This window comes from Fictibacillus sp. b24 (genome assembly GCF_030348825.1).
Lineage (GTDB): Bacteria > Bacillota > Bacilli > Bacillales > Fictibacillaceae > Fictibacillus.
Genome location: NZ_JAUCES010000005.1, coordinates 1,895,020 through 1,910,051 on the forward strand (window position 1 = coordinate 1,895,020; position 15,032 = coordinate 1,910,051).

Genomic DNA, 15,032 nt, shown 5'->3' on the forward strand with positions numbered 1-15,032 from the left:
AATAGTGTAATGATTACTCAGAAATGAACAAAAAAAAGACGCGTATCTATATACACATCTTTTGTTTAATAATCTTTCCATTCAATTTTTCCGCACTTATTATCTGAATCCAGCTCAATTTCAAAATCATGCTTTTCATAAAAGTGGACGAGTCTTTCAACATGGCCCCAGTCTCTTGCTGCAATATCACCTTTTATGATGGGAATATTTTTTTCAGTTGCCGTTTCTTTTAAATATTGCATACAGATGGAACCGTATCCTTTATTCGCAGGTCCTTTGATATCCCCAATATGAAGCGTATTTTCATCTTCGTATACAGCATCAATTGAAAAGTCCCAGCCATCATATCTCGATTCACAATCATTAATCATAATCTTGCACTGATCAAGCTGCTCAGATTTATATACAATAACAAGATTATCTTCTTTTGTTTGATCTACACCTATCACGTCATAATTTTTTGCAATTTGCTTCATGTCGTTCTGCATGCGTAATAACTGAAATTCAAGTTCGTTCCGATCAAGTTTTGTTTCCTTTTCTTGTTCTTGCCCAAGTAATAACACAAAATCTCCTCCTCATACAAGAAGCTGAAACACACAGTTTCTCATTGTACTAGAGGCGGTGAAACATTTCAAATGTTACTTATTAACAATTTGGATGAATGAGGTAAAATTCTTTTTGTCTATTCGTCAAATATTGCATTTTATTGTCCTTAAAACATACCGTTTCTTCAAGATAGATTGGAATGTCTTTGTTCCACTCAGGAACAAAATGTCTAATATTAAATTCCAAAGCGTAGCATGTATTTTCTTCAATCTGCAAATCTCCTCTTACAGGTATAGATTCTTGTTTATCGTATAATCCGATTAGAGGGCCGGCTCCGTGACAATGATATCCAATCGGGTGTGAATAAAGCATGGCAGAAATATCATGTTCTGCTGCTTTTTTTAAAACACTTTGGAAGATATCGTTACCTGTCATACCAGCTTCACATGCAGAAAAGAAAATATCTTCAAACGAATTAGCAATCTTCATTGCTTTTTTTAATTCGAATGGAACTTCCGATTCGTCTGATTTTAAAACATATGCTAATTGTTGGAAGTCTGTACACAAACCAAGATATTCGATGCCAAAATCTAAATGGAGAATGTCACCTTGCAATATCGTTCCTTCTATTCTGTCAGCAGATCCATCCCTTCGTTGAATATCCACTGTTGGATAAAAGGAAGTCCTTAATCCAAGGTCTAATACTCTCTGATTAATCCATGCGACGATGTCATGTGTAGAAGTAACACTTGGAGTTATTTGTATATTAGAAAATGTTTGTTCAACAATTTTCTTTGTGATTTCTGTTAATTCTTTGTATGTCTCGATCTCCGCTGAAATACGTGTCTGCAGCCAATCAATACTAAGGTTTTCTGAAGATACAAGGTTAGATGAATGAGCTTTGCCGATCGAGCTTTTTAATTGCTTATAAACAGAATGACTTAATCCGTCACAGAAAGAGTAATGTGAAGATGTATTTACAGCAATGTTATTAGGTTGATAAATATCCATAATTTTTCTCAAGACGCTGAATGAATCTTCCCCTTTTTGAGCGGGATAACAGCTATAGAAAGGTTCGAATTGTTTATTAGAAGAAATCACGTACCTTTTTATTACTTCAGATTGTTTTTCTTTTACAAAGGCAAAAATCGTCAGCCTTCTAGAGCTATCGATCGCTGAGGGGAAAAAGGTTATGCCTATAGGATCTTCATGATATTCTTTTCCAATTGTTACCCACATATCTGTTTGATGTTTCTTCATTAAAGCAGGCAATAACTGCTTCAGTCTTGTTAAAAGCCATTCGTCCATTATTCGTTGACGTTCAGCTAAAGGTTTTATTGTTATATAAGCTGAATTTTCTTTTGTATGTATTTTCATCACTACTCTCTCCTTACAATGCCATATTCTTATCTTTCTCTTTTTAAGTTTAAAGTCCTTTGAGGTCTCGTTTCATTTTTTAGTGCATATGAATAGGAGGACAACGTGTACAAGGAGATGCACCATGTATGAATATATTTTTTCGAGGAGTATTACTTTTAGCGGCAGCAGCATTAGTAGGTGAAAGCTTAGAGTTTATCGTAAACATGGTCTTAGCAAGGCAGCTAGGCGAACTCGGCTTAGGACATTACATGTCCATCTTTCCGACTGTCATCTTAATCATTATTATTGCAAGTCTGGAACTTCCTATTTCGATCTCAAAATTTGTGGCCGAAAAAGAAGACAAACAACATTACAGCATGTTAAAGCATGCTACAAAATTAACGTTATTACTTACACTTGCTATGATCGTACTAGCTGTCATTATCCTTCCATTTATACCTGTATTCAATAACTATCATCCTCTCGTAAGGTGGTTGATGGTCTTATTGATTCCTCTCATATCGCTTACCTCAATCGCCAGAGGTTTTTTTATGGGAAAACAGCAAATGGGCAAACTTGCTTTTTCAAATTTATTTCGAAAACTTGCCCAGCTTATTTTGTTAACGGGGATCTATCAACTCTTTTCTTTCGATAAAGAAACCGCAATTCTTGTAGCATTGGCTACTTTCGTTGGAAGTGAACTTGTAGTTTTTCTTTATCTTTTTACAGCTTATCTCGTTCAATACAGGAGAATGCAGTCACACACGAATGAACATTTAAGTTCTGGAGAAGTAACCAAGAGTCTTATGGCAGTTACAATACCAACGACGGGTTTACGTTTATTTCATGCCGTTACTAACGCTGTTCAACCTTTTCTAATAAAGTACTCCCTCTCCATGACAGGCCTTTCTGATGCAGCTGCAACAGAACAGTTCGGTTTGTTAGCAGGAGTTGCTATTACAATCGGTTTCTTCCCAGCTTTCATTGCTCATTCACTATTAGTCGTCTTAATTCCGACGGTTTCAGAAGCAACGGCAAAAAAAGATGTGGAGAAACTTAAAATGCTGCTGATTCGCGTTATGGGGATTACAGCGTTATATGGTTTTCCTGCCGTTACGATTTTTCTTCTATTCTCAGAAAAGTTAACTGTCACGTTCTTTCATTCTCTTTCAGCAGCTACTTACCTAGAATTGTTATGGCCTAGCTTTTTATTTACTTTTTTTCTTATACCGCTCCAAGCTTATTTAATCGGGCTAGGATTAATTAAGACCGCATTTATTCAATCGGTGTGGGCGACAACTCTGTCATTTGCTCTAATGTATACTCTGGGGTCACAGCCTTCGTTTGGTATGCACGGAATTATCATTGGAATGAACGCCGGTTCGGTTCTGTTGATGCTTCTTCATTATTTTTCAGTGTGTAAAGCAATCGGAATCAATACATTCTTGAGGCCAATAAATCATTTTCAAGAATAAAAAAAGCGTCTTAAGAGGAAACACTACTGCCTCTAAGACGCTTTTTTCTTATACCACTTGTGTTGGCTGTGATAATGCAGCGTGAATGTTATATTTATCGTTTTCTTGTTTTGTGAAATTCCACTGATTAGGAATACGAGATCGCAGAAAGTCCAATTGCTCGTCTTTAAGGTTTAAATCTATGCCGAAATCAGTCATCAAAAAGTCTTCGGTTTCAATTAACGAATACTTGGTTTTTATCAAGTTTAGCAATCCTCGAATAGTGATGAATTTGAACGTATATCCATTTTGTATTGCCGAAACAACGGTATCCCAGTTTTGTTCTGCAAATTCAAACAAGTAAGCCCAGCTAGACTCTTCTTTTCCTATGTGTCGAAGTGCTTCAATGTTCTTCGTTTTGATTACTTCTATTAAACGTTCCCCAGTGACTCCACCAGCGATAGCTGATTCCATCAATAAGCCAACCGGCATTGATAATTTAACCATTGTTTCATTCTCCTCTTAGATATAAGTCTTGAGTAATTTAAGGGCTGTTTTTGTTAACTTCGTTGCTCTTGAAAGTGGTTGATTTCCGCTCCAGGTGCTCGCTTTCCGGGGGGCGTGCGGTGAGCCACCTCGGCGCTTCGCTCTTAGGTGTCTCACCTGTCCCGCTGATCCCCCAGGAGTCTCGCACCTTGCGCTCCAATCAACCCTGCTCACGGAGGCAAATTTCAAATATGCACTAGAAGTAGAAATCCATAATCTTTCTGCTGACAAAGAGTTAAGAATGCTCACTCGTTCTTCTGCCAGGAAGTTTTAAAGCTAGTGTGTAGGAGATTTCCTTATGAAGAAATTCCTAATTAACAAAACACAATCATCACATCATTTCATCGTCTCTATGCTGCTTTGGTGTTTGATCGCTCTCCAAATTACGATTAAAAAAATCATAGCTGCTAATGCAAAGCTTGTATTGGAAAGAACGTCGATTTTCCCCATATGTCTTACACCGATTCCAATATAAGCCCATACGAATACGAGTGGATAAACTAAATCCCTGTTTTGTATTGTGAAAATGATCGCTAACAATGTTCCGACAAAAAGCATGATAATCGTCCACGTGACAGATGAAAGACCAAAACCGTTCCATCCGCTGTATTTTAAAACTACTGCAGTATTTACGATAGTTGCAACGCTTATCCATCCTAAATAAATTGAAAATGGCAGTCTAATAAAAGCGGATTTGTCTTCTTGTTTTTGGATACTAGTATAAATGATGATCAGAGATAATAATAAGCCGATCATAACGAGTAAAGATAAGCCAAGTTGCTCATAATGCCAAACAAAAATCCAAGTGCAATTAAGGATACAGTTGAGCACAAACCATAAACCGATGCTTTGGAATACGGGTTTATTTTGATTCTTTGGAATCGCTTGATAGATTACCCAAAGACCTAGGAGCAAATAAATCAGTCCCCATATGGAAAACACATATCCTGCGGGAGTGATAAGTACGTTATATTTTGCAGATAGTTCACCTGTTGTGTTGCCGTTTATCGGCAGTGCGTTTGCTAGATAATTTACCAAGATTACTGCTGCGAGTGCTAGAACATTCAGGTAAGCTCTAATTTTTGCAGACATTTGTTATTACCTCCTTTTGGATACCTTGTTTCATATATACCCAAGTCAGAGATAATTTATGAAAAAAAGGCAACCTAAAGTCAGATTGCCTCGAAAGGATTAACTGCTGAACGCTTGTGTTCCAATATCTGCTTCGCGCTTAAACAGCCGGCTGTATACACCATTTTCAGACTGCAGCAATTCTTCGTGTTTACCTTGCTCAATCATTTTCCCATTTTCGATCACGATGATTCGATTCGCAGCTAAAACGGTGGATAGTCTGTGAGAGATAATAAATACCGTCTGTTTCGATTTTCTTTTATTGATGGCTTCATTCACTTGAACTTCAGTGATGGGGTCTAGAGCAGAACTTGCTTCATCAAGAACAAGGATCGCAGCGTCTTTTACTAGTGCCCTTGCTAAAGATAGTCTTTGCTTTTGACCGCCAGATAATAAACTGCCTCTTTCTCCAACAAGAGTATTAAGACCATCAGGAAGTGACTGAACGAATTCACCGAGTCCGCTGTCTTCAAGCGCTTTAAGTAATTCCTCATCAGATGCTTCTGGTTTAGCAATTCGCAAGTTATCAGCAAGCGATCCGTTGCGAAGCTGCACGTCTTGTGAAACGATTGCGATTTGTGATCGCAGCCATCCTGCATCAATGGAAGACAGATCTTTTCCGTCTATGAAGATTGCTCCTTTTTCAGGTTCATAGAGTCGAAGCAGCAAATCAACGATAGTTGACTTACCTGATCCACTCGGTCCTACAAGTGCTATAGCTTCTCCTGGCTGAACCGAAAATGATAAGCCTTTCAGAACTTTTTCATCTTTTTCCGGATAACCAAATGCCACGTCTCTTAATTCGATAGAACCTTCTATTTCTGGTAAAATCATTCCTTTTTCTGTTTCAGCACTTGATGTTTTTTGGCTCAATAAAAGCTCAGAGCGATCCAAAGCAGGTCCTGTTCTTCTAACAGAAAGCCAGTTTCTTAACATTCTTTGCATTTCGTTTGCTGCAATAGCTACAAGCCCCGCTGCAGTCAGCATTTCTCCTGTTGTCAGTTTATTGTTCCAAATAAGATAAGCGCTAAGTCCATAAACGACAGCTAGTGCAAGTCCATTGTAGCTTCCAATAACCACTATGGATTGCATTCTTGCTTTTAATTCATATCGAGATTCTTTAATAAAAGATTTACGAATTTCAGCAACACTGGATACTTCGCCGTCAGAAACTCCTAAGACTCTTGAAAGGTGTATGCCTGTTACGGATTCGCGAAGTCTTTCGAGATAACGTGACGCTTCTTTTCTGGCATTTGCTGATGCTTGACGCGTTCTTTGTCCAACAGCATTAGACGTTAAGTAAAAGATGACCCCTAACACGACACTCGTTATCATCAAAAAGGGATGAATCCAAAGTAAAACAATGCTATAAAGTATTACTCCTTGAACGGATGCCATAAAAGTTGAACCTTCCCAAGCAAGGAAGTTATGAAGCGTATCAGGATCATCAGAAACACGTGCCATCATTTCACCAGACTGGTTGTTTTGATAAAAAGAGAAAGGTAAAATTTGCAAATGTTTAAATAGCCTTAACTTTTGCCAGTTTGTTACGGTTTTGGCCACTTGGTGACAAAAATATTCATCGATTACCATTAAAATTAGATCCATTACCGCTGCAAAGATAAGAAGCCACATTAATCCCCATAGAAGTTTATTCGATTCACCAGGTAGTATTGTATCCACTAGCCATCCTAACGCAAGGGTTGGAATGAGAGCAGAGAATACCTGGGAGATCGCAATGACGAAAGCATCAGCGAAAACCCAGTTCTTATGCGGTTTTAAAAAGGCAAGAACGCGTCTGCCATCACGATTCTTTTGTTTCATAGCAGTTTGGCTCATATCGCTCTCTCCTTTTCTAATTCACTGTATTGCGCCATATAAAGTTCGTAATATTGACCTCTTTGGGCAAGAAGTTCATCATGAGTACCTACTTCAGCGACTACTCCTTTATCTAGAAGGATGATCTGATCAGCATCTCTCACCGTTATTAGTCTGTGAGCAATGGTTATTGTTGTTCTGCCAGGAATCAGATCTTCTAATGCAGCTTGAACACGTTCTTCTGTTTCTCCATCCAGTGATGATGTTGCCTCATCAAAGATTAATAGTGCAGGATGGCGAAGAATAGCTCTTGCCAGTGCAACACGCTGTCTTTGTCCACCTGATAATTTTAGACCGCGTTCTCCGACAATCGTTTCATAACCCTCTGGCAATTCTTTTATAAATTCAGTAAGTCCTGATGCTTCGCACGCAGCATCTAAGTCTTTCTGTGTTGCATTTTTTCTTCCATACAATAAGTTCATTCTCAAAGTGTTATTTAATAGGAAGGTTTCTTGTGATACGACTCCTACCTGCTGCCGGAAAGAGTTGCGGTTAAAATTAAACAAGTTTTGCTGATCCACCTGGATGGAACCTGCTTCTGGTTCATACAGACCGAGAAGCAATTGAATAAGCGTTGATTTTCCGCCACCGCTAGTTCCAACGATTCCAATATGCTGACCAGCCTTCATATTCAAAGACACACCTTTTAGGACATATTCTTCATTGCCTGGATAACGGAACCAAACATTATTAACATCGATATCTCCTCGTATTGGCTGCATCTTAGGAAGATGATCCTCATGTTCTACCGGCAGATCGAAATATTCATAGATTCTTTGCAGAGCTGGAATGGCTTGCTGAATGATAAGTGCATTTTCAGCTAAAGAACGAATTGGAAAAAACATCGTCGGGATAAAGCCAAGACAAGCCACAAGAGTACCGACTGTGATGGTGTTGTTCCAAACCGCAATCCCCCCGACCAGCATGATGACACCTGGTGTTGCAATATTGAATAAGTTGCCAAGACGCCAGTTCACTTTTCCTATTAAAGCTGCACGAATAGAGTAATTCTTCCAATCTGTGAGCTTTTTATCCTGTGTATGTATTTCCCGTTCTTGTGTTTGAAATGTGCGAACTAGTCTCGTTGATTCGATGCTTTCTTGAAGGTGATGATAGATGTCTGCACGCATATCACGCTGAACAGCACTCATTTTTCTCATAGTTGTTCCAAGTTTAAATGATGGATACAGATAGATTGCGAACACACAGAACATCACGATCGCTACTGGCCAATAAAGCGCAAAAACAGCAATGAACGCAGCAACAGCACTAACTACTTGCTGAACGAAACGAGGTACTACCGTGTTGTTTAAATTCTGCACGGCCTCAACATCATGAGTAAGACGATAGAGCATATCTCCGCGAGGCGTGTTCGTGAAAAATGACATCGGTGTTTTATGCAAACGTCCAAATGCTCGCATCTGCATATCCGTAATGACATCCAAACCAATTTGAATTTGGATAAATTCCTGAAGTGATTCAAAAACGACTTTAAATAAAAACGAAAATAAAACTCCTGCGACTAACCATCCGATCATATCGGTCATTTCATTCGGAAGTATTTCATCCACAAGCTTACCTGCTAAAATAGGTGGTATAACGGTAAAAGCTCCACCGATTAAAGAACAGATAAAAGCTAGAGTTAGCCCCCTCCAATAAGGCTTAAAGTGCTTTAGTGTCTCTCTTAAAAGCTTCATATATAGTTCCCCCTCTCGCTTTCAAGCACTTTATTTTATACCAAATTCAAAAAATTATCATTATTTTTACTTGTTATTTTTTTGAAAATATAAGAAAAATATCTTGTTTTATAATCTATGCTGTTTTAACCTAATCGCTCGTCCTAATTGTCGACTGGCACCTAACACTACAATCCATTCTAATAATGAAATAAAGATCTATTTGAATAAAAAGGAATTATACGTTAGTAATGAATCCATTAATTTCTCGTTAATTCAAATATATTCACATTAATATTAATTTATCTGATTTTTGACAAAATCTAATTTCTAAACGCAAAAAAATGACCCATACAGGCTCTACCACTTCTGTATGAGTCATTTTAATTATTTAATTTATGGTAATTCAATCCGTTTTAGCGGCTTTTTGGCGGGTCCTTCAACAACGGCTCCTTCATATGAAAAACGAGATCCATGACATGGACAATCCCATGTTCTGTCACCGCTATTCCACTCGGTTTCACAGCCTAGATGCGTACAGGTCGTATCCACAATATGAAGTTCCCCATTTTTATCACGATACGCACCGCATCTTTCACCATCAAGAGTTACCGCGCATCCTTCATCTTTCTTAAGGCTTCTTGGATGTTTAGCCGGTTTGTCTAATTTCCCTGATACAAAATGTTTTGCAACATCTGCGTTTTCTTTGACAAACTGTTTAATATCAGACGGATCAGCCTGGAACCGCTGCGGCTTATACAGGTCAGCAAACTCATTTTCCTTGCCTAGGATGGAATCTCTTATGATTAGTGCGGCGAGTGTTCCAGTTGTCATTCCCCATTTCTTATATCCTGTAGCAACAAAAATACGGTCATGTTTGTGAGTCAGTTTTCCAATAAACGGAACTTTGTCAAGTGTGATCAAATCTTGTGCAGACCACCGGTACAACACTCTATCCAGATTCAGTGATTTTTTAGCTTCCTTTAACAATGCTTCATAATGCTGATGAGTTGGAATGCCCTGTCCTGTTTGATGACTTTCTCCACTCAGAAGCACGATCTTTTCGCCATCTTGCAGTATAGATCGATAAGAAAATGAAGTTTCGTCAACACCCATATACATCCCTTGTGGGAATTCATCTTTCGTTTTTACAGCTAATACGTATGAACGATCCGCCATCATTCTTGTAAAATAAAATCCTAAACCATCGAAGAACGGAAAATGTGTGCAGCATACTACATAATCTCCTTTTACCTTATGTCCCTCGCTTGTCAGAACCACTGCTTTTTTGTCTTCTTTATCTTCTGTAATATCCTCAGCTGTCGTGTTTTCAAAAATAGTGACACCGAGTGATTCCATCTCTTTTAAAAGTCCGGTCAAATATTTGATCGGATGAAAGTGTGCTTGATTCCTCATAACGAGTGCTTTTTTATGAGGAATATTAAATGGGAGCTGGTCCACCAGTTCTCCATCAATGTCTAATCTTTCATAAGCCTCAGCTTCACTATTCAGCTTTTTGACACCTTGATCTGTGTTAGCAAAAAGATAGGCGTCATGTGGTTCATAATTGCAATGAATGTTATGTTCTTTAACAAGGTCATGAATCAATTGTCCTGCGAATTCGTTAGAACGATAATATTGAGAAGCTCGTTCTAATCCTAAATGCGAAATCAAACGATCATAAATGATATCATGCTGAGAAGTAATTTTCGCTGTTGTATGGCCAGTTGTACCGTTTATAATTTTTCCTGCTTCTATTAAGGTTACTTGCTTCCCTTCTTTTGCAAGTAGTAATGCAGTTGTGATTCCACTTATTCCACCACCAACAACAACAACTTCTGACTCATGATCTCCGCTTAATGAGGAGTATGTCGGCAGGTTTACGTTTTGTCTCCAAATCGGTTCTGGGAACTGGGGCATATTATATTCGTAGTTACTCACAAAATACCTCCTGTTAATACACGTTATACAACCATTATTACCCATACTCAAAGTGTGCAATCAAAAAACAAAAAACAGGCTAAAAATTAGCCTGTTTTCAATTAATTTTCCATACGCTTTTCAAGTGCATAATCAAAACTTCCATTATAAGTGTCTAAAATTCCTTGTTCTAACCAAAGCGTTCGTTCGAACAGTTTGTTCATAAAGTATCTGTCATGCGAGACAGAGAGAATTGTTCCTTCAAATTCCTCTAACGCTGCTTCTAAAGCTTCTCGGGAATCAATGTCTAAATGATTAGTAGGTTCATCTAGTATCAAAAAGTTAAATCCTTCATATACAAGTTGAGCAAGCCGTAAACGAGTTCTTTCCCCTCCGCTTAAATCACACGCTTTTTTATAAACTGATGCTCCGTAAAATAAAAATTTTGCAAGATGATGCCGTGCTTCTCCTTCTTCCATTGCGACTCTATCTCTAAAAATATCAAGTACGGTTTGATTAGGATCTGCGGTAAGTCCCTTTTGAGATAAATACCCTATTGAGACGGATGATCCTAGTTTCACGCTACCGCTGCAGAAATCATTGGACTGCAATGCATGTATTAAAGTCGTTTTCCCAGATCCGTTTCTTCCGACAAGTGCAACTTTCTCTCCAAATCTTATTTGCAGGTCAATATTATTTAAAATGGTACGGCCATCAACAGATTTATTTCCTTGTTCGATTAATGCTACATCTTGACCGCTTCTTTTATTTAAAGAAAATTCGAATGCTGCTTTTTTACGTTCCAGCTTTGGTCGCTTCATATTCTGTATTCGAACAAGTGCTTTCTCCATGCTTCTGGCTCTTCGAAAGAATTTTTCATTTCCAGATCGTGCTCCCCATTCGCGCAGTTGCTTTATCGACTCTTTTATCTTTTTTACCTTCTTTTGTTGTTCTTGATATTTCTCGAATTCTAGCAGAAGGTTATTTTCTTTTTCTTTTACAAAACCAGAATAGCTGTGGTAATAAACTGTGCATTCTCCGTCTTCGATATCAATGGTTTTTCCGGTGACTTTATCAAGGAAATAACGATCATGGCTGATGATGATAACTGCACCTTTATACTTTTGAAGATAGTTTTCTAACCAGTTCATCGTTTCAATGTCTAAGTGGTTAGTAGGTTCATCTAACAGAAGCAGTTCAGGTTCTTTTAATAACAAACACGCTAATCCTACCTTTGTCTGTTCCCCGCCGCTTAACTGGTAAAATGGATTGTTCGAAAGATGTGCAAGCCCTAATCCTGTCAAAACGCCATTTGTTTTGGACTCTATTGAATAGCCTCCAAGGTCCTCGAATTTTTCCTGAAGAAGGTATAATTTATTAAGGTTTTTCTCCAGGTGGTGACTTTGTTTTGGATCACTTAATGATATATTAACTTTTTGTATTTGATTTTCGATTTCTTTAATCTCTTGGAAGGTTGACGATATCACATCAATGACTGTCATATTTTCATCATGAGCTGGCAACTGTGCCAAATACCCGATCTCGACGTTTTTCTTTATAAAAATAGAACCAGAATCGGGATGGTCCAAACTGCTTACTAGTTTGAACAAAGTCGTTTTTCCTGAGCCGTTCTGACCGACTACTCCTACTCGGTCTTGTTCGTGTATCTCAAAAGATATATTTTTTAGTATCTCGTTTCCGCCATACATTTTTTTCACATGTTGAACAGTGCATACTATCATTTTTTCATTCTCCTTTTATTTCAATGCCACTGTCCTTTTTTCCATAAAAAAACCCATGAGCAACATACCTGCCCATGGGTTTTCCGTCAATTAAAAAAGGATAGGGTAAGGTTACTTATTGATGTACATTATTTGTTTTAACTGAAAATGGACAGACTCCACCAATTTTAGAAATTACATAAGTAATTGCGCGGAAAACGACCAACCAGTTAAACATTTGTACACCTTTAAGCATGCCTTACACCTCCTTTTTGTGAATTTAGTAAATATTCTAGTAATATTATATGACAATGGTTCGTATTGTGCAAATAGGAAAAAAGTTGAGGTAGACCGGAAATGTAGGAGGGTATTTGCTTTTTTTGTCGAAATAGTTTTAAATATTTATATTATTCTGAAAAGGGTGTGTCACATGAAAGTAAAATCCAACTATCTAACAAAATCTAAAGTAACGTATGTAACAGAAAACATGTCGATCAGCGAGGCTCGATATACGATTATTCAATCCGGGTATCGCTGTATTCCTGTGTTGGATGAAAAAGAAGAAAAGTTTGTAGGCTTACTCTTTAAAGAAACGACATCTGATTATATTATTGATAATATTGGTTCAGTTAAAGATCATGTTAGTAGAATTGTAGAAGAAAAAGATGCTTTTATACACGAAAATACAGCATACTTTAAAGTACTGTTTTCAATTCGACGCCTGCCGTTCATGGCAGTAGTTGATGATAACCATAATTTTTTAGGAATTATCACCCATTCTAAAGTAATGGACATTTTAGAGGACTCTTATGGAATTAAAAAAGGCGGATACTCCTTAACCGTATCTACAACAGAAGGAAAAGGATCACTAAGAAAGCTGTTCACAGCCATTCATGAAGAGTACAACATTGAAGGTGTATTCACGCAAGATGCGGGTAAACAATTCCTGCGCCGCGTAGTTATTACATTTAATGAAAGTGTTTCTCGCAAAGAGATCGATGAACTTGTTCACCGAGTGGAGGCAAATGGATTTAAAGTCGCAGATATAGAAGATTTAAGAACTTTCACAAGCGTACAATAACACGCAAAAAACGTTCCCTTTTTTTATGGGGGAACGTTTTTTTGTGACTGTCTGCATATATTGTTGCTTTTGTTAGTTGTTGAATTCCGCTCCAGGTTGCTCGCTTTCCACAGGGCGAACGGTGAGCCTCCTGCCGCTTTGCGCCGTTAGGAGTCTCCACTTGCCCGCTCGTCCCGTAGGAGTCGGCAACCTTGCGCTACAATCAACTTGCACAGGAGAGAATGAATGAAAAAACAACAACCCGATAGAAAAGAGCCTTTCTGATAGATTGAAGCTTTTAATAATATTGTAAGTTTGACCCTAGGGCTAGCGGCTTAGCAAGACAAAGAGACACTTATTGGCGCATTCGATAAAAGCGACCATCTGAAACGGAAATCAACTGCTTTCAAGAGCAACAAAGCTTGTAAAAACATTATTTCTTTATTTCTTTAAATCAGTTTGCAAGACTCTTCAACTGCTCAAAAAATGAAGGATATGAAACGGCGATGGCTTCACTATTCGTTAATTTGGTTTCACCTTCAGAGATACAAGAAGCTATACTTAACATCATCCCGATTCGATGATCACCATAACTTTGTACTGAAGCCCCATGTAAAGCTGTTTTTCCGTTAATGATCATACCGTCTTCTGTTGCTTCGATATCAGCGCCCATTTTTTTTAGCTCATTGACCACGGTCTCGATACGGTCTGTTTCTTTTACTTTCAGCTCATGAGCATCTCGTATAATGGTTTGACCTTCTGCTTGCGTAGCAGCTAGCGCAATAATTGGAATCTCATCGATTAAACGAGGAATGAGATTTCCTTCAATGATGGTACCCTTTAAAGAAGACGTTTTAATAATCAAGTCTCCATAAGGTTCTGATGCCTCTTCATTTATGTTTTCATACGTTACATTCGCGCCCATCGCTTTTAAAACCTCTAATATTCCTGTGCGCGTTGGATTCAATCCAACTCTTTTTAAGGTGATTTCGCTGTTAGGAACGATGGCTCCAGCTACTAAGAAAAAGGCGGCTGAAGATATATCACCTGGCACTTCTATGTGGGTGCCTGATAATTTCTGTCCTCCTTCAACGGAAACCGTTAAGCCTTTGTTTTCCACTTCAACCCCAAACGCCTCGAGCATTCGTTCTGTATGATCACGTGATTTAACGGGTTCTTTAACAGAAGTTGTGCCTTCTCCTTCAAGACCAGCTAGAATGACAGCGGACTTTACTTGTGCACTTGCTATCGGTGAAGTGTAGTGTATTCCTTTTGTTTTTCCGCCCTTTATTTGAAGAGGTACTTTGTTTCCTGAATCATTGCCCTCTATTATGGCTCCCATTTGCTTTAATGGCTGGGTAACCCGGTTCATTGGTCTTTTCGCAATAGAATCATCACCTGTTAGAGTAGATGAAAATGGTGTGTTAGCTAGTATGCCGAGCATAAGACGAATGGTTGTACCAGAGTTACCTACATAAAGATCTTCTGAAGGAGGCTTTAAACCAGTGAGTCCTTTTCCCTCTACTGTTACTTTTTCACCATCTTGCTGTATGTTTACGCCTAGTTTTTTAAAACAAGATATGGTGCTTAAACAATCTTCTCCTGTCAGGAAACCATTGATGGTCGTATTACCATCCGCGATAGATCCAAACATAACAGCTCGATGAGAGATTGATTTGTCACCTGGCACTTTAATTGTTCCTTTTAATCCCGAAATAGATGTTAAGTGCTTTTCCATAAC

General features: G+C 38.2%; 11 protein-coding genes. 2 read left to right on the top strand and 9 right to left on the bottom strand.

Annotated elements, in window-relative coordinates:
• Window positions 1-65: 65 nt before the first annotated feature.
• Together QUF49_RS09745 and QUF49_RS09750 are read right to left on the bottom strand one after the other, a co-directional pair.
• Window positions 66-563: a hypothetical protein gene (locus QUF49_RS09745; protein WP_289495470.1), complete on the bottom strand. Its 498-nt coding sequence runs from the start codon at window positions 561-563 to the stop codon at window positions 66-68.
• An 82-nt stretch (window positions 564-645) separates the two neighbouring features.
• Complete coding sequence (locus QUF49_RS09750; RefSeq protein WP_289495471.1) at window positions 646-1,923, bottom strand: M24 family metallopeptidase; 1,278 nt, start codon at window positions 1,921-1,923, stop codon at window positions 646-648.
• Window positions 1,924-2,051: 128 nt separating this feature from the next.
• On the opposite strand from QUF49_RS09750, the gene QUF49_RS09755 reads away from it, so the two are divergent.
• Complete coding sequence (locus QUF49_RS09755) at window positions 2,052-3,380, top strand: oligosaccharide flippase family protein (protein WP_289495472.1); 1,329 nt, start codon at window positions 2,052-2,054, stop codon at window positions 3,378-3,380.
• A 48-nt stretch (window positions 3,381-3,428) separates the two neighbouring features.
• Here QUF49_RS09755 and QUF49_RS09760 read toward each other — a convergent pair whose 3' ends face one another.
• The 6 genes from QUF49_RS09760 to abc-f all read right to left on the bottom strand — a co-directional run bounded on the left by QUF49_RS09760 (window position 3,429) and on the right by abc-f (window position 12,252).
• Complete coding sequence (locus tag QUF49_RS09760) at window positions 3,429-3,866, bottom strand: hypothetical protein (RefSeq protein WP_289495473.1); 438 nt, start codon at window positions 3,864-3,866, stop codon at window positions 3,429-3,431.
• A gap of 375 nt (window positions 3,867-4,241) precedes the next feature.
• Window positions 4,242-4,997 (bottom strand): TspO/MBR family protein, encoded by a 756-nt coding sequence (locus QUF49_RS09765; RefSeq protein ID WP_289495474.1) that lies wholly within the window; start codon window positions 4,995-4,997, stop codon window positions 4,242-4,244.
• A gap of 99 nt (window positions 4,998-5,096) precedes the next feature.
• Window positions 5,097-6,875 carry an ABC transporter ATP-binding protein gene (locus QUF49_RS09770; protein ID WP_289495475.1) on the bottom strand — a complete coding sequence of 593 codons (1,779 nt, stop codon included), beginning with the start codon at window positions 6,873-6,875 and terminating at the stop codon, window positions 5,097-5,099.
• On the bottom strand, window positions 6,872-8,611 hold the full coding sequence (locus QUF49_RS09775; RefSeq protein WP_289495476.1) for an ABC transporter ATP-binding protein: 1,740 nt from the start codon (window positions 8,609-8,611) through the stop codon (window positions 6,872-6,874). Before QUF49_RS09775 ends, QUF49_RS09770 begins: the two co-directional genes overlap by 4 nt.
• A gap of 375 nt (window positions 8,612-8,986) precedes the next feature.
• Window positions 8,987-10,510, bottom strand: coding sequence for an FAD-dependent oxidoreductase (locus tag QUF49_RS09780; protein ID WP_425590495.1), 1,524 nt, complete (start codon window positions 10,508-10,510; stop codon window positions 8,987-8,989).
• A gap of 122 nt (window positions 10,511-10,632) precedes the next feature.
• The gene (gene abc-f / locus QUF49_RS09785) at window positions 10,633-12,252 is read right to left on the bottom strand and encodes a ribosomal protection-like ABC-F family protein (protein WP_289495478.1); all 1,620 of its coding nucleotides are present in this window, start codon (window positions 12,250-12,252) and stop codon (window positions 10,633-10,635) included.
• A gap of 409 nt (window positions 12,253-12,661) precedes the next feature.
• On the opposite strand from abc-f, the gene cbpA reads away from it, so the two are divergent.
• Entirely contained in the window at window positions 12,662-13,312 is a 651-nt protein-coding gene (gene cbpA / locus QUF49_RS09790) for a cyclic di-AMP binding protein CbpA (protein ID WP_289495479.1), read from the top strand.
• Window positions 13,313-13,745: 433 nt separating this feature from the next.
• Here cbpA and aroA read toward each other — a convergent pair whose 3' ends face one another.
• Entirely contained in the window at window positions 13,746-15,029 is a 1,284-nt protein-coding gene (gene aroA / locus QUF49_RS09795) for a 3-phosphoshikimate 1-carboxyvinyltransferase (RefSeq protein ID WP_289495480.1), read from the bottom strand.
• Between the last annotated feature and the right edge of the window lie 3 nt (window positions 15,030-15,032).